General features: G+C 40.5%; 19 protein-coding genes. 10 read left to right on the forward strand and 9 right to left on the reverse strand.

The window, feature by feature from the left end; all coding sequences use genetic code 11:
• The first annotated feature begins 29 nt into the window (after positions 1 to 29).
• Positions 30 to 1298 carry an adenosylmethionine--8-amino-7-oxononanoate transaminase gene (bioA, locus tag ABWP91_RS11065; protein ID WP_353243332.1) on the forward strand — a complete coding sequence of 423 codons (1269 nt, stop codon included), beginning with the start codon at positions 30 to 32 and terminating at the stop codon, positions 1296 to 1298.
• 250 nt (positions 1299 to 1548) lie between these two features.
• Here the strand turns inward: bioA and pgl are convergent, their stop codons facing one another.
• A complete protein-coding gene (gene pgl, locus ABWP91_RS11070; protein ID WP_353243333.1) occupies positions 1549 to 2535 on the reverse strand; it encodes a 6-phosphogluconolactonase in 987 nt (328 codons plus the stop codon).
• 241 nt (positions 2536 to 2776) lie between these two features.
• Between pgl and ABWP91_RS11075 the strand changes: the two genes are divergently transcribed.
• The gene (locus ABWP91_RS11075) at positions 2777 to 3595 is read left to right on the forward strand and encodes a pyridoxal phosphatase (RefSeq protein ID WP_353243334.1); all 819 of its coding nucleotides are present in this window, start codon (positions 2777 to 2779) and stop codon (positions 3593 to 3595) included.
• Between the two features lie 251 nt (positions 3596 to 3846).
• Here the strand turns inward: ABWP91_RS11075 and modC are convergent, their stop codons facing one another.
• The 3 genes from modC to modA are packed head-to-tail and all read right to left on the reverse strand — an operon-like array spanning position 3847 to position 6407.
• A complete protein-coding gene (modC, locus tag ABWP91_RS11080) occupies positions 3847 to 4914 on the reverse strand; it encodes a molybdenum ABC transporter ATP-binding protein ModC (RefSeq protein ID WP_353243335.1) in 1068 nt (355 codons plus the stop codon).
• 1 nt (position 4915) lies between these two features.
• Positions 4916 to 5605, reverse strand: coding sequence for a molybdate ABC transporter permease subunit (modB, locus tag ABWP91_RS11085; RefSeq protein WP_353243350.1), 690 nt, complete (start codon positions 5603 to 5605; stop codon positions 4916 to 4918).
• 25 nt (positions 5606 to 5630) lie between these two features.
• The gene (gene modA / locus ABWP91_RS11090) at positions 5631 to 6407 is read right to left on the reverse strand and encodes a molybdate ABC transporter substrate-binding protein (protein ID WP_502935808.1); all 777 of its coding nucleotides are present in this window, start codon (positions 6405 to 6407) and stop codon (positions 5631 to 5633) included.
• Positions 6408 to 6687: 280 nt separating this feature from the next.
• Between modA and ABWP91_RS11095 the strand changes: the two genes are divergently transcribed.
• Positions 6688 to 7731: an ElaD/SseL family deubiquitinase gene (locus tag ABWP91_RS11095; RefSeq protein WP_353243336.1), complete on the forward strand. Its 1044-nt coding sequence runs from the start codon at positions 6688 to 6690 to the stop codon at positions 7729 to 7731.
• Positions 7732 to 7818: 87 nt separating this feature from the next.
• Here the strand turns inward: ABWP91_RS11095 and ABWP91_RS11100 are convergent, their stop codons facing one another.
• Positions 7819 to 7971 carry an AcrZ family multidrug efflux pump-associated protein gene (locus ABWP91_RS11100; RefSeq protein ID WP_004256731.1) on the reverse strand — a complete coding sequence of 51 codons (153 nt, stop codon included), beginning with the start codon at positions 7969 to 7971 and terminating at the stop codon, positions 7819 to 7821.
• Between the two features lie 231 nt (positions 7972 to 8202).
• Here ABWP91_RS11100 and modE point away from each other — a divergent pair, with 231 nt between their 5' ends.
• The 5 genes from modE to ABWP91_RS11125 all read left to right on the forward strand — a co-directional run bounded on the left by modE (position 8203) and on the right by ABWP91_RS11125 (position 13459).
• Positions 8203 to 8991: a molybdenum-dependent transcriptional regulator gene (modE, locus tag ABWP91_RS11105; RefSeq protein ID WP_353243337.1), complete on the forward strand. Its 789-nt coding sequence runs from the start codon at positions 8203 to 8205 to the stop codon at positions 8989 to 8991.
• A gap of 140 nt (positions 8992 to 9131) precedes the next feature.
• A complete protein-coding gene (modF, locus tag ABWP91_RS11110; RefSeq protein WP_353243338.1) occupies positions 9132 to 10601 on the forward strand; it encodes a molybdate ABC transporter ATP-binding protein ModF in 1470 nt (489 codons plus the stop codon).
• Between the two features lie 195 nt (positions 10602 to 10796).
• Entirely contained in the window at positions 10797 to 11627 is an 831-nt protein-coding gene (locus tag ABWP91_RS11115) for a CPBP family intramembrane glutamic endopeptidase (protein WP_353243339.1), read from the forward strand.
• A 178-nt stretch (positions 11628 to 11805) separates the two neighbouring features.
• Positions 11806 to 12558, forward strand: coding sequence for a 2,3-diphosphoglycerate-dependent phosphoglycerate mutase (gene gpmA, locus ABWP91_RS11120; protein ID WP_353243340.1), 753 nt, complete (start codon positions 11806 to 11808; stop codon positions 12556 to 12558).
• A 160-nt stretch (positions 12559 to 12718) separates the two neighbouring features.
• Complete coding sequence (locus ABWP91_RS11125) at positions 12719 to 13459, forward strand: hypothetical protein (RefSeq protein WP_353243341.1); 741 nt, start codon at positions 12719 to 12721, stop codon at positions 13457 to 13459.
• 56 nt (positions 13460 to 13515) lie between these two features.
• Here ABWP91_RS11125 and ABWP91_RS11130 read toward each other — a convergent pair whose 3' ends face one another.
• From ABWP91_RS11130 to nadA, 4 genes are all read right to left on the reverse strand, one after another.
• Positions 13516 to 14445, reverse strand: a complete 930-nt coding sequence (locus ABWP91_RS11130) for a hypothetical protein (protein ID WP_353243342.1) — start codon at positions 14443 to 14445, stop codon at positions 13516 to 13518.
• A 248-nt stretch (positions 14446 to 14693) separates the two neighbouring features.
• Positions 14694 to 15749: a 3-deoxy-7-phosphoheptulonate synthase AroG gene (gene aroG / locus ABWP91_RS11135; RefSeq protein ID WP_219244286.1), complete on the reverse strand. Its 1056-nt coding sequence runs from the start codon at positions 15747 to 15749 to the stop codon at positions 14694 to 14696.
• A 352-nt stretch (positions 15750 to 16101) separates the two neighbouring features.
• A complete protein-coding gene (pnuC, locus tag ABWP91_RS11140) occupies positions 16102 to 16824 on the reverse strand; it encodes a nicotinamide riboside transporter PnuC (protein ID WP_353243343.1) in 723 nt (240 codons plus the stop codon).
• A gap of 68 nt (positions 16825 to 16892) precedes the next feature.
• Positions 16893 to 17933 (reverse strand): quinolinate synthase NadA, encoded by a 1041-nt coding sequence (gene nadA / locus ABWP91_RS11145; protein ID WP_353243344.1) that lies wholly within the window; start codon positions 17931 to 17933, stop codon positions 16893 to 16895.
• 251 nt (positions 17934 to 18184) lie between these two features.
• Here nadA and ABWP91_RS11150 point away from each other — a divergent pair, with 251 nt between their 5' ends.
• Both ABWP91_RS11150 and ABWP91_RS11155 read left to right on the forward strand, forming a co-directional pair.
• Positions 18185 to 19054 (forward strand): aminoglycoside 6-adenylyltransferase, encoded by an 870-nt coding sequence (locus ABWP91_RS11150; protein WP_353243345.1) that lies wholly within the window; start codon positions 18185 to 18187, stop codon positions 19052 to 19054.
• Between the two features lie 209 nt (positions 19055 to 19263).
• Positions 19264 to 20184 carry a hypothetical protein gene (locus ABWP91_RS11155; protein WP_353243346.1) on the forward strand — a complete coding sequence of 307 codons (921 nt, stop codon included), beginning with the start codon at positions 19264 to 19266 and terminating at the stop codon, positions 20182 to 20184.
• Positions 20185 to 20556 lie beyond the last annotated feature (372 nt).

The raw sequence follows: 20556 nt of genomic DNA on the forward strand, positions 1-20556 counted from the left end.
TGATCTAAAAAAGTTTACAATGGATAATCATGAATAGTCACGATATTGCGTTTGATAGCCAACACATTTGGCACCCGTATACCTCAATGAGCCGCCCTATTCCAGCCTACCCAATCGTTGCAGCACATGGGGTTGAGCTTGAAATGGTTGATGGAAAAAAATTGATTGATGGGATGGCTTCGTGGTGGTCCGCTATTCATGGCTATAATCATCCCGTGCTCAACCAAGCCGTTACAAACCAGCTAAGTCAGATGTCCCATGTGATGTTTGGCGGGATAACTCACCCACCAGCGGTGAATTTATGTCGGCAGTTAGTCGCCATTACGCCAGACTCACTGGAGTGCGTTTTTTTGGCTGATTCGGGCTCCGTTGCCGTCGAAGTTGCCTTAAAAATGGCACTGCAATATTGGCAGGCAAGAGGCGAAAAGCGTCAACGGGTTCTAACATTACGCCATGGATATCATGGGGATACCTTTGGTGCGATGGCGGTTTGTGACCCAGATAACTCCATGCATGGTCTGTACAAAGGCTATTTACCACCGCATATCTTTGTGGATGCGCCGCAATGCGGTTTTTATGATGAATGGGATCCAAATGATCTTGCGCCATTAATCGATGAATTAGCAAAAAAACACAGTGAAATTGCAGCGATCATCTTAGAACCGATCGTTCAAGGAGCGGGCGGTATGCGAATGTATCATCCCGAATATTTGAAAGGTGTGCGCCAGTTATGTGATGAATATGGGATCTTGCTGATTGCGGATGAAATCGCCACCGGTTTTGGGCGCACAGGAAAGCTGTTTGCCTGCCATCATGCCAATATATCACCAGATATTATGTGCTTAGGCAAAGCATTAACTGGGGGTTATATGACGCTTTCAGCGACACTCACAACGCGCCACGTCGCAGAAACCATTAGCAACGGAGAAGCGGGTTGTTTTATGCACGGGCCGACCTTTATGGGTAACCCCCTTGCCTGCGCAGTTGCCGATGCAAGCCTAACCCTGTTGCTCAATAGCCCTTGGCAACAAATGATCGCCAATATTGAACAACAATTAAAAACCGAGCTGCTGCCTTTAGCCTCTCACTCTGCTGTTGCTGATGTACGTGTTCTTGGCGCCATTGGTGTAATTGAAATGAAGCAGCCTGTAAATACCGCCGCTTTACAAAAGGTGTTTGTGGAAAATGGCGTGTGGGTACGCCCATTTGGCAAGTTAATTTATATTATGCCACCCTATATCATTACCCCTGAGCAGCTCACGAAGGTCACCTCAACTATGGCCAAAGTCTTAGGGTAATCAATGCGATACCATTAATTATTTGTTTTAAACAGATTTCAAACAAATAATCTCCTAAATAATTCGAGTTATAGAAAGGCGGAAAACAAGGGTATCCAGTGAAGCCAACACTGCTACAACTCGAAATTATAATAGGGCATTAATATCTAAAATCATTTGAGTTGTAGCAAGGCGGCAAGTGAAACTAAGCCCTAGGAGCATACATAAGTATGTGACTAGGGTTAGTAAGCGTAGCTAACGCAGCTACGGCTCAAAGGATGAAAGACAGTACCCACATAGGACCTTTCCCTACTTGATACCTGCCTATTTGCGTCAATTTTCCTGTGATCGGGTCAATCTCTGAGACCGAAATATGGTCAGACTTTTGCCCGCTGGAGATTAAAAAGCGCCCTGTTTCATCGATATTAAAGCCCCTTGGGTGTACCTCTGTTGGGTAACGCGCCTCTAATGTGAGCTCACAACCATCATCAGAAATTATATAGTGGCTGATGTAGCTTTCTGAACGCTCGCTGACATATAAATGGCGACCATTTGGCGTCTCATGGATATCGGCTGCCCAGCGTTGGCTTTCATTACCTGCAGGGTAGTTTGCCAGCGTTTGCATAGTACGATAACGGGTGAATTTACGGTAAACACTAATAGTTGAATCCAACTCATTTACGCAGTAAATCACTTTCTGTGTTGGGTGAAATGCCAAATGACGGGGGCCTGAATTAGGCGCTGTCGTGATTTGGTCTGCTGTCGCTTCTGTTAAATAGCCATTTTCATGTAAATCAAACAAGCGGATATGGTCTTCCCCTAAACAAGGTACCCAAAGCTGTTGATTGTCGACATCCACATGAGAAGAATGCGGGTGTCGAAGGCCTTCAAGGACTTGGATCACTTGACTAGGTACACCATCTTGATTGATCGACAACACAGATAAATTGTGTTGATGATAAGAAGGAACAAACAAGTATTTACCTGTGTTATCAAGAGATAAGTGAACTGGTGTACCGGGCACCGACGTTTGCGCTTTTAAGCGCAGTGTGCCTTTTTCTTCAATCGCATACGTTACGACACGGAAATTCGGGCGTACACCAATATACAGGTGCTTTTTATCATGGCTTAACACCATTGGTTGTACCTGTCCCGGTGTGTTCACGGTTTGCAGAAGCGTCAGCTCTCCCACTTCATTCATTGACCACACGTGAATTTGCTGACTTTCGGGACTCGCAATATAAACAACCTGATTCATCCTGACTCCTTAATTCATGATAAAAATGCTCAGCCGCATCGATAACCTAAATGTATTAGGCCACTATACCTTATATTTTTTAAATTACTGTGAGTAATTAACGCCAATGCCGCTATTAGCTTAAACCTAAAGCGTTAAACTAAAACGGTTCAGTTCGTTACTATTATCAGCTATGATGATAAAATGACCTCATTCCTATAGCTCGCCTATAGGTCACTTCTAAAATCACGTGGAGCCGTTTATGTCATACCGCGTTATTGCGCTCGATCTCGATGGAACACTGCTTGATCATCAAAAGAAGATCCTGCCTGAATCGTTAGCTGTCCTACAAGAAGCCCGCCGCCAAGGCGTTAAAGTGATCATCGTGACGGGGCGTCACCATGTCGCTATTCACCCTTTTTATCAAGCCCTTGATCTGGATACTCCGGCTATTTGCTGTAACGGCACATATCTATATGACTATCTTGGGAAAAAAGTGCTTAAATCAAACCCAATGACCCTCGATTCAGTCACTCAAATGATTGATAAACTGCGCGGAACTGATATCCAGCACTTAATGTATGTGGATAACGCGATGTTATATAACGCAAAAACAGAAGGCATTAAACGCACATTGAATTGGGCTGATTCATTACCCACAGCACAACGCCCAACCATTGAATTTGTCGAAGACTACGCGGATGTGATGCACAACTACGATTCAATATGGAAATTTGCGGTTAGCTCACAAGATAAAGAACAGCTGCACCAAGTCGTCAACGAAATCGAGAATGATTTCGGCTTAGATTGTGAATGGTCTTGGATGGATCAGGTGGATGTGGGTCGCAAAGGTAATAGTAAGGGCCAACGTTTAAAAGAGTGGGTCGAATCCCAAGGAATGACAATGGAGAATGTTGTCGCTTTTGGTGATAATTTCAACGACTTAAGCATGCTTACTACCGCAGGCCTCGGCGTTGCAATGGGTAATGCCGTCGATGAAATCAAACAGCAAGCCAAACTGGTCACCCGCGAGAATACCGAACCCGGCATCGCTGAAGTGATCCGCAAATACGTTCTGTAACCCCGTTTTTACTTATCAATTCAAAGGAAAGCCCCGCTTTCCTTTTTTATTTTCCCTTTTTTCTTTTCTATTAAAACTTTTACGCCAATCCTCTAAATAGTTCGCACTACAGCTAGGCGGCAAATGAAGCTATCCCAAGGAGCATACAAAAGTATGTGACTTGGGTAGCTGAATGAAGCCAACAACGCTATGGTGCGAAATATGACGAGGATTGAAGCCAACAACGCCACAGCGCCAAGGGCGACGAGTAATTATAAATGACGTGACAACGACACAGACTTAACCTGCGCATACACCTTGCGACCTTTACGAATTGACAGTTCATCTCGCGCCCAACGCGTAATACGCGCCCACAAATAGTGCTCATCGCCTAAATCCAGCTTCACATCAATTTGCTCGCCATCTTCAATCCATTCAACTACTTCGGCGGAAAGAATATTGCGAATACTGCTGATTTGCGGTTTTTCTAGCACCAACGAAACATCCGATGCATCGACACGGATACGTAATTCTGCACCTTGTTGGCTATCAACACGTGGGATCCATAATTTTTGACCACCGACAACCACCGCAGTCATGTTGTAATCCGGGTGCTGGCTGTGTACTGTGGCACTAACAACGCTGCTTAACGTTTCTTTTTGTAACCAAGGGCGTAGCGCGCTGCTCGCCCACACTTCTTCAAGCGGCCCAAACGCTTTAACTTTCCCATCCGCCATCACAATCACTTTATCCGCCAAGCGCAGGATTTCATCTAAACTATGGCTTACATACAAAATGGGAATTTTAACGTCTTGAGACAGCTTTTCTAAATAAGGTAATAGCTCGCGTTTACGTGGTAAATCTAAAGAGGCTAGCGGTTCATCCATCAATAAAATTTCAGGCGCTGTTAACAATGCGCGGCCAATGGCAACACGCTGTTTTTCTCCACCCGATAAGGTTATTGGATAGCGATTAAGCAATTGTTCAATACCCAATAATTCAACAATATCGTCAAAACGCGATTTCATTTCAGGTGCCATGCCATAGCGCAAATTATTTTTGACACGATAATGCGGGAAGAGCCGAGCATCTTGGAATACATAACCAATATGGCGCTTTTCAGGTGGCAAACAGATTTTCTTTTCGATATCCACTAACGTGCGACCATTTAACACAATCCGCCCTTTGTTAGGCTTTGTTAGCCCACCAATCACGTTAATTAAGGAGGTTTTCCCTGCCCCTGATAACCCAAAAACGGCAGTAATACTTTCAGTGGGTAACTGGGTATTCACTTCTAACTGTAAATCCCCTAACTTTTGGAAAAAGTCGAGTTCTAACATATTATGCTACCCCCAAACGTTTTTTACCCCAACGGGTTAGCCACTCTGAAATTAATAATGAAATCAAGGCTAAAACAATGGCAATGACACACAAACGGGCGGCATCAACTTCCGCGCCGGGTGTTTCAATCAGTGTATACATGGCAAGGGGAATAGTTTGGGTTTCACCCGGTATATTGGACACGAAGGTAATAGTGGCACCAAATTCACCCAAAGAACGAGCGAAAGCCAGCACAGTACCCACGATAATACCCGGTAAAGAAAGTGGAATAGTAATAGTGAAAAAGACGCGTAGCGGCGTAGCCCCTAACGTTCTTGCGGCTTGTTCTAGTTTTCGGTCAACAGCTTCCAGCGCTAAGCGGATCGCTCGCACCATTAAGGGAAAAGCCACCACCGCAGATGCAAGTGCTGCACCTCGCCAACTAAATGTGAAGCTAAAACCAAACCAGTTATACAGCCATTCACCAATAAAACCGCGTTTTCCCATGCTGATCAATAATAAATACCCCACTACCACCGGTGGCAGCACCAGTGGTAGATGGATAATACTATCGAGCAGTGTTTTACCCGGAAAGTTACAGCGAACCAACACCCAAGCCGTTAAAATACCGAGAGGTAAGCTGAGGATCACAGCAACACTGGATACTTTAAGGCTCAGGTAAATTGCTTCCCATTCATAAGGACTTAACATCTGCAACGAAACACTCTCTTAATTTTTATTTAGTACGTGGATCAAAACCGTAACGTTTGAACACTTCAGAAGCCGCTGGGGTTTTCAGGTATTCGTAGTAGTCACGAGTTGCTTTATTGTCTTGATCTTTAACGATAGCCATTGGGTATTCAACAGGTTTATGTGAATCTGCTGGGAAAATACCCACAACTTTTACTTTTTGGCTTGCAACTGCATCAGAGCCATACACAATGCCTAAAGGGGCTTCTTGGCGTTCAACCAGTGCCATACCACTACGCACGTTATTGGTACGCGCTAATAATGGATCAACAGTTTCCCATGCACCTAGGTTACCTAATGCTTCTTTCGCATAGATACCGACTGGCACGTGATCAGGGTCACCCACGGCTAAACGGCCACCATCCAACAGTTTTTTCCAATCTGTTTGTTTATTAATTTCGACTTTATCAATTTTTGAATCTTTTGGTGCGATCAATACTAGCTCATTACCTAATAAGGTGTAGCGCGTATTTTCGACCATTAATTTTTTATCAATAGCGTAATCCATCCACTGTTGGTCAGCAGAAATAAACAGATTAGCAGGCGCCCCTTGTTCAATTTGACGGGCTAATGTTGAAGACGATGCATAAGATGCTACCACTTCTACATTGGATTCTTTTTTGTATTGTTCTGAAATTTCGTTCAGCGCGTTAGTTAAAGAGGCAGCAGCGAAAACGGTAATTTTATCAGCGGCAAAGCTGTTGCTTGCCATGGTTAACGTTAATGTTGCACCCGCAAGAAGAGATACCAAACCTTTTTTCATTTTAATCCACCATAGTATTAGTTAACACGCTATATATATCAGGACACAGCGATAACTTAAAGTTAAACTACGTATAAAAGTGTGCTGGCTCAAGAAATGATGCAATTTTGCTGCACCTTATCGTAAAACGTTAAAAAAAAGGTTAATTCTCTGCTCTTACCATTTCATCGTTTTTGTATAGTTGGCAATTTATTTATCCTGTATTTTTATCGGCATAATCTGTGAATATTTGAATATTTTCATCATGATTTTTCATAACTCTATCGATACAGGGGATAATATGGCGGTAATTTCATCATCACCCATTCAAATAAGAAAAGAACCCATTTGTGGTTTGAGCCCACAATGCTTTGACGCATTATTTAATGACAATATCGATTTTACGCTCTTAGAGTTACTTGGCGATTCCGCAGCAAGTGGAGAGCTCAATAGTATTGATGCACTGCTTAATATTGCATTACGCAAAGACCCATCAGGTGAAAAAGCAGAAAATATTCTCTATGACTTATTTAGTGGTAAACAACCCACATCAGAAAAGGTAGTTAATGAAATACAAGAAGCCTGTAAAGTGCTTTCTCAGTTACCCATCAGTAAAGAAAAATTCAGTAAACCCTCGAAACTATTATACATTATCGGTTCAATACCAAATGAGCCGAACCTAACGAGCCAATTTATAAATAAAGAACATTTAAAGCCAGACAGATACCCATTAGAAGAGACTAATCTATTCTCCCTAGAACGAATGACCACAAACGATGAAATTGATCCTGTAAATAAAAATACAGAAATTTTGCCAGATAATGTGACGGTCAATTGCGCGATAGGCCTAACTCAAGGAGAGGCTAATTTACTGGGAGAAATAATTGAAGAAAAAATAAAGAGTGGCATCCCATCGAACCAATTGGAGTTATTCCCTCTCAATGTGAATAACAATCACTGGATTTTATTTGCACTTTACCCTGCAACACGTCAACAGACTCCATCAAACAATGTCGTAAAATGCGCCATATTTAATTCGTACGATAACCTTAGCGATGATATTCGAAAGGAAATCGCGTTTGCAGCAGAAAAAGCTGGTGTTGATAAAAAAGATATCACTTATATTGAAGGCAACATTCAACAAAATGTGCCCAATGGCTGCGGGTTATTTGTCCTTGAAGCAATAAAACAACTCACTGAAAACCAACAACAAAGCCCTGTTAAAACGCTTGAAGAATTTCACGAAGATTTTGCTAAAAAAACAGCAGAGGAACAAGCCCAGTTTAATATCCAGAGCCGCCGTCAACTGTTTTCAGCCTACTATGATGATGCTTATCAAAAATAGCCATCACTACGCTTTCAAAATAAAAACCCCCTGATTGAATTAACAATCAAGGGGTCTATGATCAATTCGAACTGTACTCGCTAAGCGTTACTTGTTCTCAGTGTTATGATGATGGGGTACGTGCGCTTTAGACAGCAAGTTAAAGAATGCGCCTAAGCCGTAAATCAAGCCCATGATTAAAAACATCACAACGGGAACCATCATCAGAGCGAAACCTAAACTTTTAATGAGTTCTAACATAAAAAAGCCTCTTCAGTGATACTGTACCCACCAGCCTACAAGATACGCTGACGAGGGAAAATTCGACTCTCAATACATCTATTATAAACACAATGATTATAAATCAAATCAAAATAATAACGCATAATAGCGTTATAATGCAGACTATTTTAGACAAAATATTATACTAACGACATACTAAACGTGCTTTTTAACTCTGTCACCACCAACCGAGCCGGAAGGGAGAAAAATATGCAGGCAGAAATTTTACTCACACTTAAATTGCAAGGCAGTTTATTTGCTGATCCACGCCGTATCGCGCTACTCAAACAAATTAAAGCGACAGGTTCTATCAGCCAAGGTGCCAAACTCGCAGGTATCAGTTATAAAAGTGCTTGGGATGCTATCAATGAGATGAACCAACTCACTGATGATATCCTGGTTGACCGCGCAACTGGCGGAAAAGGCGGTGGCGGCACCACATTAACTCATTACGGTGAAAGACTGCTCCAGCTATATGATTTATTAGCACAAATTCAACAGAAAGCCTTTGATGTTCTCAAAGAAGACAGTCTCCCCCTTGATAGCCTACTTGCCGCAATTTCACGCTTTTCACTGCAAACCAGTGCACGTAACCAGTTTTTCGGCACTTTGATTGCTCGTGACCATACTCACGTTCAACAACACGTGCAAATCCGTTTAGCGGATAACAATACGGTGATCAATGCCGCGCTAACTGAGCAAAGTGCTAACCGTTTAGGGTTAGTCGAAGGCAAAGAAGTGCTCGCATTAATAAAAGCCCCTTGGGTTAAGCTCAGTAAGCAACCAAACCAAACTGAGTTCGATAACCGCCTTGAAGGCAAAATCACTACACTAGAACGCGGTAAAGATAATAGCGAAGTAATTGTTACGCTAACTGGTGGTGAAACGCTTTGCTCAACCCTGCCAAATAGTGATGTTGATGCGCAATCTTTGCAAGTTAACGATACGATTACCGCGCTTTTCAATGCAGACCAAGTGATTGTTGCTACCCTTTGCTAAATTAATCCGCTTACTTGCTTGAGAAAGTAAGTAAGCATTCACCTTTTTTTCTCGCCTCCCTTGCTCAGTTGTTGACTTTATCCCCAATCCTGATTATTTCTGTTAGGTGACAAGGTAAATATTCATGATAAGGAAGCTTAATGAGCTCAATAACAATACAACATAGCAGCTTTAAGCTCAGCGAAACGCAAACACTTGATATTCAACAACTCAATATTAATAAGGGTGAAAGCTGGGCATTTATTGGTTCTAATGGCAGTGGTAAATCCTCACTGGCGCGTGTTCTGTCTAATGAACTCAAACCGCTTTCTGGAGTTGTCAAAAATACCTTTAACTCCCCTGTTCGCCTTTCGTTTGAACAACTACAAAAAATCATTAGCGAAGAGTGGCAACGCAATAATACAGACCTTCTCAGTGATGATGAGGAGGACACGGGTTATACTGCTGCTGAAATCATTCAATTAAACCATCAAGACAATGAATATTGCCTAGAGCTCGCCACCCGGTTTGGCATTCGTGATTTGCTGTCTCGCCGCTTTAAATATCTGTCGACAGGGGAAACGCGGAAAGTTCTGCTCTGCCAAACACTAATGGGTAATCCCGACCTATTAATCTTAGATGAGCCTTTTGATGGATTAGACGTCTATTCACGGAGTAACTTAAGTGAACTACTCTACAGTTTGTCTGAAAAAGGGCTCACAATCGTCTTGGTGTTAAACCGCTTTGATGAACTTCCTGATTATATTGAAAATATGGGGGTGGTCGCTGATTGTAAATTAACAATGTCTGGTGACAGAGAGTCAGTACTTGCTAACACCCTAATCAGCCAGTTACAGCACAGTGAAAAAATTAAACAGCTTGCCATTCCAGAAACGGAAGACCCAACACACGATGAAAAACTGGATGATACGACGCCTCGTATCGTGTTAAATAATGGTGTTATCAGTTATAACGACAAACCGATTCTGCATAGGTTAACTTGGCATGTTAACCCCGGTGAGCATTGGCAAATTATCGGTGAAAATGGCGCGGGAAAATCCACCTTATTAAGCTTAATCACGGGAGATCACCCCCAAGGTTACAGCAATGACTTAACCTTATTTGGTCGCCGCCGCGGCAGTGGAGAAACTATTTGGGACATCAAGCGTCATATCGGTTATGTGAGTAATAGCATTCACCAAGAATACCGCGTTGCTACTAGCGTGCTGAATGTAATCATTTCAGGCTTCCATGATTCAATCGGTTTATACCAAACACCATCAGACCGACAGATACAATTAGCATATGAATGGTTAGCGCTGTTGGGGTTCCCAACCCAAACGGCACAACAACCTTTTCATAGTCTTTCATGGGGTCAACAACGGTTAGTATTAATTGCACGGGCACTTGTCAAACACCCAGCGATGCTAATTTTAGATGAGCCACTTCAAGGGCTTGATGGCCTGAACCGATTACTTGTTCTACGCTTTATTGATGTGATGCTCAAGCAAGGCAACACTCAGCTGCTATTTGTCACCCACCATCAAGAAGATGCACCAGCCTGTATTACTCATCGGCTAACGTTCGTCCCTGAAAACGGAAAATATCGCTACGATATTGAAGAGCTTTAAATTCGTCTCATTTTGCCAATAGGAACTCAGCCTATTGGCTAATTCAATCTAGTGATTAATAATAAAAACAACCCCTAATTTATTGATATTAATAACCATGTAGAATAGTGCCCACCTTTTTCGTTAGGGAATTGATTAAAAATCGGTAAACTCTGCCGCTCTTAAATAATTTATATATAAATATAGGTATGATTTATGGCTTGGTTGATATTGGCCTCCTCACTTGCAACACTCGCGACACATCGGTTAGTTTCATTATTACTACTGCTTATTGCCATAATCACAGCAACAATAACTGGGATTATCAGTGGGTTCGCTCTCTTAATTCTTACTTTTATCGCTGTCGTTGCTTTCATTCATCTGCGCTATCAAAACAGGCTATTTTTAAAGATAGCCAGTGAAATTGTGTTAGTTGCTTGTGCTATTGGGCTGTTTATTCATATTTTTCCAGGGTTTAATAACTTAAAATATTTGGATAAAACCGTCGTTGGTGAGCAAAGTGCGCCCTTTACTATGTACTTTAATTTTGATAAAGCCTTAATCCCTTTTATCTTATTCGCGTGTTTACCGACTCTATTTATTTCATCCCCTACAAAAACGGCATCCTCTTTACAATGGTGCTTATTGCTCCTTTCTGTTCCTGTCCTACTAATTATCGCCACACTTGCAGGAGGATTAGGATTTGAATGGCATTTACCTACTTGGTTGCCCGCTTTTGTCTTGTGCAATTTGCTGTTTGTCTCTTTAGCTGAAGAAGCCCTATTTCGAGGTTATTTACAGCAACGCCTTGGCCAATGGTTAGGATCTCCCTACCTTGCATTAATACTCACTGCGCTCTTATTTGGGGGCTTACATTTTGCGGGCGGTCCATTATTAATCCTCTTTGCCACCCTTGCAGGGTTAATTTATGGTCTCACTTGGATGTGGAGTGGTAAATTATGGCTTGCTGTATCGATTCACTTCGGGTTAAATTTGGGGCATCTGTTATTTTTTACTTATCCTGTAAAAATGGTAACTGGGCAATAAACAGACAGGAAAATCACTTTTAAACCAAATTTTCACATAAAAATTTCTTTGACCGTGAGTTTTTTGATTTGGTTTAGATAAAACGCAAGTTGCTACTAGCGTTCGAGATGACTATCCCTATAATGTAACCCAGCAATGATTCATTTTTAATTTGAATGTACTGATAGGAGTTTTAGCTATGGCTGTAACTAAACTGGTTTTAGTAAGACACGGTGAAAGTGAGTGGAACAAAGAAAACCGCTTCACTGGTTGGACTGATGTAGAACTGTCAGATAAAGGCCGCGAAGAAGCGAAAGTAGCAGGCCAGTTACTGAAAGATGAAGGCTTTGTCTTTGATTTTGCATACACTTCTGTTCTAAAACGTGCTATCCATACTCTGTGGAACATTCTTGATCAAGTTGAACAGCAATGGCTGCCAGTTGAAAAAAGCTGGAAACTGAATGAGCGTCATTATGGTGCTCTGCAAGGCTTAGACAAATCAGAAACTGCGGCAAAATACGGTGACGAGCAAGTGAAACTGTGGCGTCGTGGTTTCGCAATCACTCCTCCAGATCTGACTAAAGATGATGAGCGTTACCCAGGTCACGACCCACGCTACGCAAAACTGTCAGAAAGCGAATTACCTGTAACTGAAAGCTTAGCAACCACTATCGACCGTGTTGTTCCTTATTGGGAAGAAGTGATCAAGCCACGCGTTGAAAGCGGTGAGAAAGTGATTATTGCAGCACACGGTAACTCACTGCGTGCGCTGGTCAAATACCTGGATAATATGGGTGAAGATGAAATTCTGAACCTGAACATCCCAACAGCGGTACCGATGGTTTATGAGTTCGATGAAAACATGAAACCAATCAAACGTTACTATTTAGGTAACCAAGACGAAATCGCTGCAAAACAAGCTGCGGTAGCGAACCAAGGTAAAGCGAAGTAAGTATTCACTTTATTTTGCTGATAAAAGGTTAAGCGAAAGCTTAGCCTTTTTTATTGCCCATAATTCTCCTCTTCATAAAAAACACGAACTCAAGGTGTCAGAAAACCCAATAACCGACTATCATAGGGAAAATTTTTTGAAAGGTTGATAAAACAACGAAATGAATAAATTTAATCTCTATGTTTGGGTAGGTTTAGTCCTCAGCGCCAGTATTTTAGGCTCGCTTCTGTATATGATCAATGCAGGGGAGCTGGTTATTGATGGTTCAAACGGCGCGGCTAATCATGAACTCATGAAAACCTTAATGATCATTGCTTGTGTTAGCTTCCCAATTCAAATTGTCAGTATGATGGTGCTGGCCTATAAGCCTAAACTTTCTATTGTTTTAGCGATTATCAGTAGCGTTGCATTGATGCCAATTACCATTGTATTTGCCATGGGAATGATTTTTTCGGCTACACGCTGGCGTTATCGCCAATTAGAGCCATTTGATACTAGCCTCAATATCGGTTTTACACAAAAAATTGAATTTAATAAACGCAATAACCGTATTGTCGTGATCTCCCTCGGTATTATCAGTATTGCCTTTATTTTACTGAGCCAAAGTCTAGGTATGTTTTTGTTTGTCCTGACCATTTTCCTTGGTTACTTTGGCAAAAAAGCCAGTGATAACCTCTACTTAGCCGTTAAAGATGCCCAGTTTTATATTCGCCCGAATATTTTTGCGTATTGTTATCGCATTCCACTAAAAGATGTCACTTATGTGAAAGGCGAGAAAGGGAAAGTATTCTTTGATGTGCAAACTACAGAAGGCGTTTTGCAATTAACGGCAACCCCTGCAAATGCGACACCAGAAGAGAAAGAGAAGCTTGAGGCTTTTTTAAACCATATTCCAAAATAATTTTGCTAATCCCCCCTACCAGTCACTTAACTGGCAGGGGTTTAGCCAAGTTTAGGTTATACCCTCTGTTGATTTGAAAAGAAAAAGTCTGTAATTGCACTCCCTATTTTTTTATCTTTTACTATTGTATTCAAACTTACTACCTGAGAGCTCGCTATTAAATTCGTTAATATATCTAGCCGGCTATTATTCAATGCTTTAATTTCATTTAGTTCAGGGGGGCTTTTTTTAGTAATTTCATTTTTAATTACACCCTCTACCATTTCAATAAACTTTAAATATTCTTTATTTTTATTTTCATAATAAAGAATATCCATTTTCACCAACTTAATATCATCATCTGAAAAGCCATGCGATTTATTATTTAACATTTCTTTTTTAGCTTCAATAAACCCTTCACATATACCTTTCATCTCTTTTGCGTAATCAGAATCTTTAATATAATCTTTCCCATCATAAATACCTTGAATTTCGAATAACTCAACCGTCTCCATCATATCATCAATAATATTTTTTATGCCTTTAAGCTCATGATTAAGTTGGCGAGTTTCTCCTTCCAATGCTTGCATATCTTTATTATTTTCAGTGTTTAATCTTCTTCCGATTCGTTGCACATAAGGATTATATCTAGGATAATCAATAGACTGGTATTCAACACCCTCATACAGAGCCTTCAATGACTCATAGTGACTTTGTGTTCTGTCATTGAGGTAAACCTCATAACTTTTTTGAAATAGCTCAAATTTTGAATTTATATCATCTACTTTTGTTATATAACGATTCATTGCATAGCTGTATTTCAATGTTTCAGTTTTAGGTGAATAAATAAAATTATTGATGAAATTAACAGGTGAATCAACCTTAAAATACTCAGATGTTTTTTCGTTATGCTCCTTTTTAATCTTCAAAAAGAAATTTATTTTCTCTTTAAGGTAATGACTATCATCAATCAGCTTAACTTGATAGTTTATATCATTGTTATTCATTTAAGTCCCTTTAAACCATGTTGGTTGGTGTAATGAAAATCCAAATAAATTAGATTATTTAAAATAATAAAATCTTAAAAATGCGAGAAATTAAAATATACCAAATAAAAACCAAAAACAAATTTAGTTTTGAAATAAATAATATTAAAACCATTTGTTTTAAACATAATATTTGATACATAGATTAAAAAGCACAAAATAAAAAAGCCAACTCATTTAATGAATTGGCTTTTTAGATATAAATATATTTATTTATTGCGACGAGCAATCACTGCATCGGATAATTGACGTAACACTTTTTCAGTATCTGCCCAACCGATACACGCATCAGTGACACTTTTACCGTACACTAATGGTTCGCCTGACTCTAAGTTTTGGTTACCTTCAACCAAATTACTTTCAATCATAATACCCGTAATTGAGCGGTCGCCATTGCTAATTTGTTCGCTGACATCTGTCGCCACTTCCATCTGTTTTTCGAATTTTTTACAGCTGTTGGCATGGCTAAAATCAATCATAATGCTTGGCACTAAGCCTGCTTTTTCTAAGCCTTCACGCACTTCTTTCACATGTTTAGCACTGTAATTTGGCTCTTTACCACCACGTAAAATAATATGGCAATCAGGGTTACCGCCTGTGTTGACGATGGCTGAATGCCCCCATTTCGTCACAGATAAGAAACAGTGAGCGGAACGCGCAGAGTTAATCGCATCAATGGCAATTTTAATGGTGCCATCTGTCCCATTTTTAAAACCAACAGGGCAAGACAGGCCTGACGCTAGTTCGCGGTGAATTTGCGACTCAGTCGTACGTGCGCCAATTGCCCCCCAGCTCATTAAGTCAGCAACATATTGTGGGCTAATCACATCCAAAAACTCACCCGCAGTTGGTAAGCCTTGGTTATTAATCGTTAATAACAATTCACGCGCAATACGCAAGCCTTCGTTGATATCAAAGCTATGATCCATACGAGGGTCATTAATTAAGCCTTTCCAACCAACCGTTGTACGTGGTTTTTCAAAATAGACTCGCATAACGATTTCTAACGAATCTTTTAATTCTTCACGTAACGGAGCTAAACGTTCCGCATACTCAAGTGCAGCTTTGGTGTCATGAATCGAACATGGGCCAATCACCACCACAAGGCGGTCATCTTTACCCGCTAAAATATTATGAATAGCAAGGCGTGCTTCATGAACGGTAAACGCAGCTTTATCGGTTGCTGGAAATTTTTCAAGCAGAGCAATAGGGGGTAATAATTCTTTTATTTGTTTTATTCTGACGTCATCGTTCTGATAGTTCATACCTGTATATCCAATGTTTATTATTTTTTACTGTTGTTGAGTTGCATACCTTTTTTATCTCAAGTTAGCGCGCAAAAATCGCCTGTAAATTCCCTCACAGCGCTTTAAAGATGAATTGATAACTTAAAAGATAATCGGCATCGAATTTTTAATCTAACCGTTCAGCGAACATCTGTAAACAGCCAAACGCACGCAGAAACAAGGGGTTTATTCACGGCTGATTATAAAATGAGGTGAAATAGAGATATCCAGCACAATAAATAGGCCAAATTCACATTTTGCAGTGTTAAAAATAAGTAAAACGGCTAAATAACGAGGATGTTACTTTAGCCGTTTTCTGTTTTTTTTCAGTCTATGGGCGAGACAAAGGCACTGAGCCATTCTCTTTTGCTGATTTTATCCAAAGTCGAGAGCCGTTTAAGGCGATACCCAGCAAAATCAGATATTCCAACGACATTGCATACACCCCTTGGATAAAGAAAATCACAATGCTTATCACATTGATGATCACCCAAAGCAGCCAGTTTTCAACGTATTTGCGCGTCATTAAAATCATCGCAACCACAGAAAGGACAGTCATTGCAGAATCCCAGAACGGGAATGCATCAGGCTCTATGATTGGCATCGCTAAATTGGCACCAAACAGATTCAAGATCTCAACAGCCCAAGTTGCAAGAACGCCAAATACCGCATCAATGTTAAAAGTAAGATAGAGCACCACTAATACGGAAAGTACGAGCGTGACAGAGGCTTTTGGTAAGCTTAACCAGCGAATTTTTAATTCCGCTTGTTGAGAACTGGTCACACGGCTCCATGCATACCAACCATAGATATTGGCAACAAAGAAAAATATCTGTAAAAGTAAGTTCGCATACAATTGAATTTGAAAGAAAATAACAGCAAACAAAGAAACGTTGATTAAACCAAACAGATAATTAATCGTTTTTTCTAAGCTTGCCAGTAAAATGCAAAGCAAACCCGCGATTGTCCCCACGGCCTCAATATACGATAAATCATACACTGAACCCCAAAGTGGGATTTGCACTAACGTATTGGCTGTACTAAAAAAATCCATCCCGAAACCCTTTTAAATGTTAGTCAATGTTGTATTGCTCAGTACTTCTTTTGATAACACGATTATTTTTATTTTAGACTCTGTGCAAAATCTAGCATTTTATTCAGTGGTAATAACGCTTTTTTACGTAAATCATCACTGACATGTATTTGATGGTTATTAGAGTTCCCTTCTAATGCCCCTGCAATCGCTTTTAAGCCATTCATCGCCATCCAAGGGCAATGGGCACAAGTTCGGCATGTTGCCCCTTCTCCTGCTGTAGGTGCAATGTATAAAGCCTTTTCTGGGCACGCTTGCTGCATTTTATAGAAAATGCCTTTATCCGTGGCCACAATCATCGATGGGTTCGGCAAACTTTGCGCTGCTTTAATTAATTGGCTTGTGGAACCCACGGCATCAGCAAGTTCGACAATAGCTTGAGGTGATTCAGGGTGAACTAGCACCGCGGCTTCAGGGTAAAGCGCTTTCATTTTTTCTAAAGACTGCGTTTTAAACTCATCATGTACAATACACGCCCCTTCCCAGCACAAAATATCTGCGCCAGTTTGTTGCTGTACATAGCGCCCGAGATGGCGATCAGGGGCCCAAATAATTTTCTCTCCGAGGCTATCTAAGTGCTCGATTAATTCAACGGCAATACTGGATGTGACAACCCAATCCGCTCGTGCTTTTACCGCCGCGGATGTATTGGCATACACCACCACTGTTCTATCGGGATGCGCATCGCAAAAGCGAATAAATTCCTCTTCTGGGCAACCTAAATCAAGGGAGCATTGCGCGTCTAGTGTAGGCATTAGAACATTTTTTTCTGGACTAAGTATTTTGGCGGTTTCGCCCATAAACTTTACCCCAGCAACGACCAATGTTGATGCTGGATGCTTGGCCCCAAAACGCGCCATTTCAAGTGAGTCTGCGACACACCCGCCAGTATCCTCAGCCAGAGCTTGAATTTCAGGATCGGTATAGTAATGTGCAACGATAACGGCATTTTTTTCAATCAGCAGTGATTTAATCTGCTCACGATAAAACGCTTTCTCATCCGAGCTTAATATCGCAGGTTTGGGTGGAAATGGGTAAACTGACTGTTCAAAATCGATAAACACGCTCATTTCTTGCCTCTGTTTAGCATAAAGCGATTTTATAGCTTTAATTAAGCTTAAAGCCGTAAAATAAAGCAATCTTTGTTTTATATACTAAACAAGATACTCCACTTTGTTTAATAAGTCTCCATCCATTTCACTTGTTGAAGCGTATTTTCAGACATTCTTTTCCCTTTTCTACTCTTTTTCCGCTTGAAGCTTCGCTTTTGCTGCACTTTATCTGTATCTTAGCGCATCCTGTGATATTAAATGGGCCAGTTATGGAATCACCTGCATCGTTAATAAATAAAATAATTTCTATTTCACTACTCGACCCGAGAATTGAAGCCGTAGTACTAACCGGTTCACGTGCTCGTGAGCAAGATATCGACCGTTATTCTGATATTGATATTGAATTAATCGGCCATGGCGTCACAGAGCTCTTTCAACAAAAGCACTGGATTGATAACTTTGGCAAACCATTAGCCGCGATTCATTTACTTAACTTAGAAGATGATGCGCCTGATTGGCCCACTTGCTTAGTAATTTATGAAGAAGGTCGCAAAGTAGATTTCACTTTTGCTGAGCCTGAGCGCCTAGAAAAAATGAAGCGTGAAGGTCTAGACTCTACATTCTCACGGGGCTTTGCTGTTTTATTAGATAAAACAGGGATCACTGATGGTCTACCTGATGATGCAAATACCACGGCGTTAATACCCTCCCCTTTGAGCCCTTCTGAATTTACTGAGATTGTTACCGATTTTTGGCATGAAGCCCATCAAGTAGCGATTGCATTAACCCGCGATGAGTTATGGGTGGCCTGGTCACGAAGCGCAGATATGAAGCAGTATTTTCTGACGCTGATTGAGCATCTGGCTTCCCTCCAAGGTGAAAACGTTTGGTATAAAGGCCGTAAATACCATGAATGGATGCCAGTAAAGTATATTCAAGCGCTAGAAACCATTTTTAATTGCGGTACAGCAGAGAAAGCCGCGTTGTCATTACAGTGTTTAATGCAATGCTTTGCCGAGGTCAGTCACGATCTCGCCAGTCTACAAGGTTATGACGATATGCATGATATGGCTGAAAAAATGCAAGAGTTAGTGATTGGTTTTTTACAAGATAACGGATTGCTACCTGAAGGATTGTAATTTTTGAATAATAAGCAGCAAGGGAATGCTGTTTTTGCCTTATTTATTAGAGTTAAGCATAGCTGTAATGCAACAAAAATGTTCCTATCAAAAAACAACTAAATAGAATAGTTACATTTATTTTTTAAATTTTTTTGACTTGGTAAACGCTAATATCCCTCCCGCTCAATGACTACACGAAGCTATTGTAACTCAAATAAGAGGATTTTATGTTTACTAATACACAAAAAAGCTCGAACCCAACATTTCTCCCCCCTCTCTCATCTAGCCCTGCAAATAAAAACTCGCCCTTATTAGATAATGCTTTATCTATATCGAACTTGCCCGCAGAAATAATCCAAAAAATTGCCTTTAACTTTAACTCGCAAGACTATAGTAATTTACGATCTTCAAGTGTATCTCTCTATTCTGCCTTAGATTCTTTCGAGTATATGGAAAAAGGACTAACCAGCGGTTTCTCTGGTAATTTAGAGAAGACTTGCGAAGCTATGATTGCAGATAAAAGCATCCGTGAATTATTTTTGGATAAAACAAAACACGATATTGGATTGATTTTAAAATGCTGCGCCATAACAAATTCACCAGACTCTCCTAATGAAGTCTCTCTCCATGCACCTTATTTTGCAGATAAGTTCAATAAAGATAGCAAAGAAAATGGCCGAGTTCTTGATGACTGTCGTAAAGAAATTGCAAATGAGTCTAACTATATGCTGATCCCTTCAGGGGCAGACCAAGCCAATATTCCTCCCTATGCTAAAGAAATCTTTGATTTATTCTCAAGAAAAACCCGAATGGTCGAAATGAATCTGGATATGACAATAAGCGATGAAGACCTGCCAGAAAACTTAACTGAAGAACAAAAAGTTGAAACGAAAAAAATAATGACAAAGAAAAATATCGATTGTGTATTCAAATCGTTCAATAACATATTCAACGAAAGTTCAAATAATGAACAGCATATTATCGCTATTTGTGCAGAGAAACTAAGACAACATTGGATTTCAACGCCTCCCAATGGAATTGGGCAAGATGATATTATTAACCTTTCATCTGAATACAAAGCATTATTTTCTAAAGGGAAGAATCTTATTGAGCGCCTATCAACTATCAACTGCCAACAATTAAAATAATTTAACCACCTAAACTTAAAGTTTAACTTAGCATAACGGATTCGCGTTAAGTTAAACTTTCATAATGGTAACAACGTCCCCCCCCTTCTTCGCATCTCCCTCTTCTTTATATTATTTTAAGTGCAAAGCAGCTACCCTGCATGATTCTAATCTGTAACCAGCTTGTCGAGGTATTGATACCGACTGAGTTTTACTTGATTGGGTATTGAGATGGTGGGTCGTGCAGGATTTAAATTCTACGAATTTAGCCTTCGGCCTGAACCTGCAACCAGCTTGTCGAGGTTTTACTAACCGACTGAGTTTTACTTGATTGAGTATTGAGATGGTGGGTCGTGCAGGATTCGAACCTGCGACCAATTGATTAAAAGTCAA

The organism is Providencia sp. (assembly GCF_040396775.1).
Taxonomy (GTDB): domain Bacteria; phylum Pseudomonadota; class Gammaproteobacteria; order Enterobacterales; family Enterobacteriaceae; genus Providencia.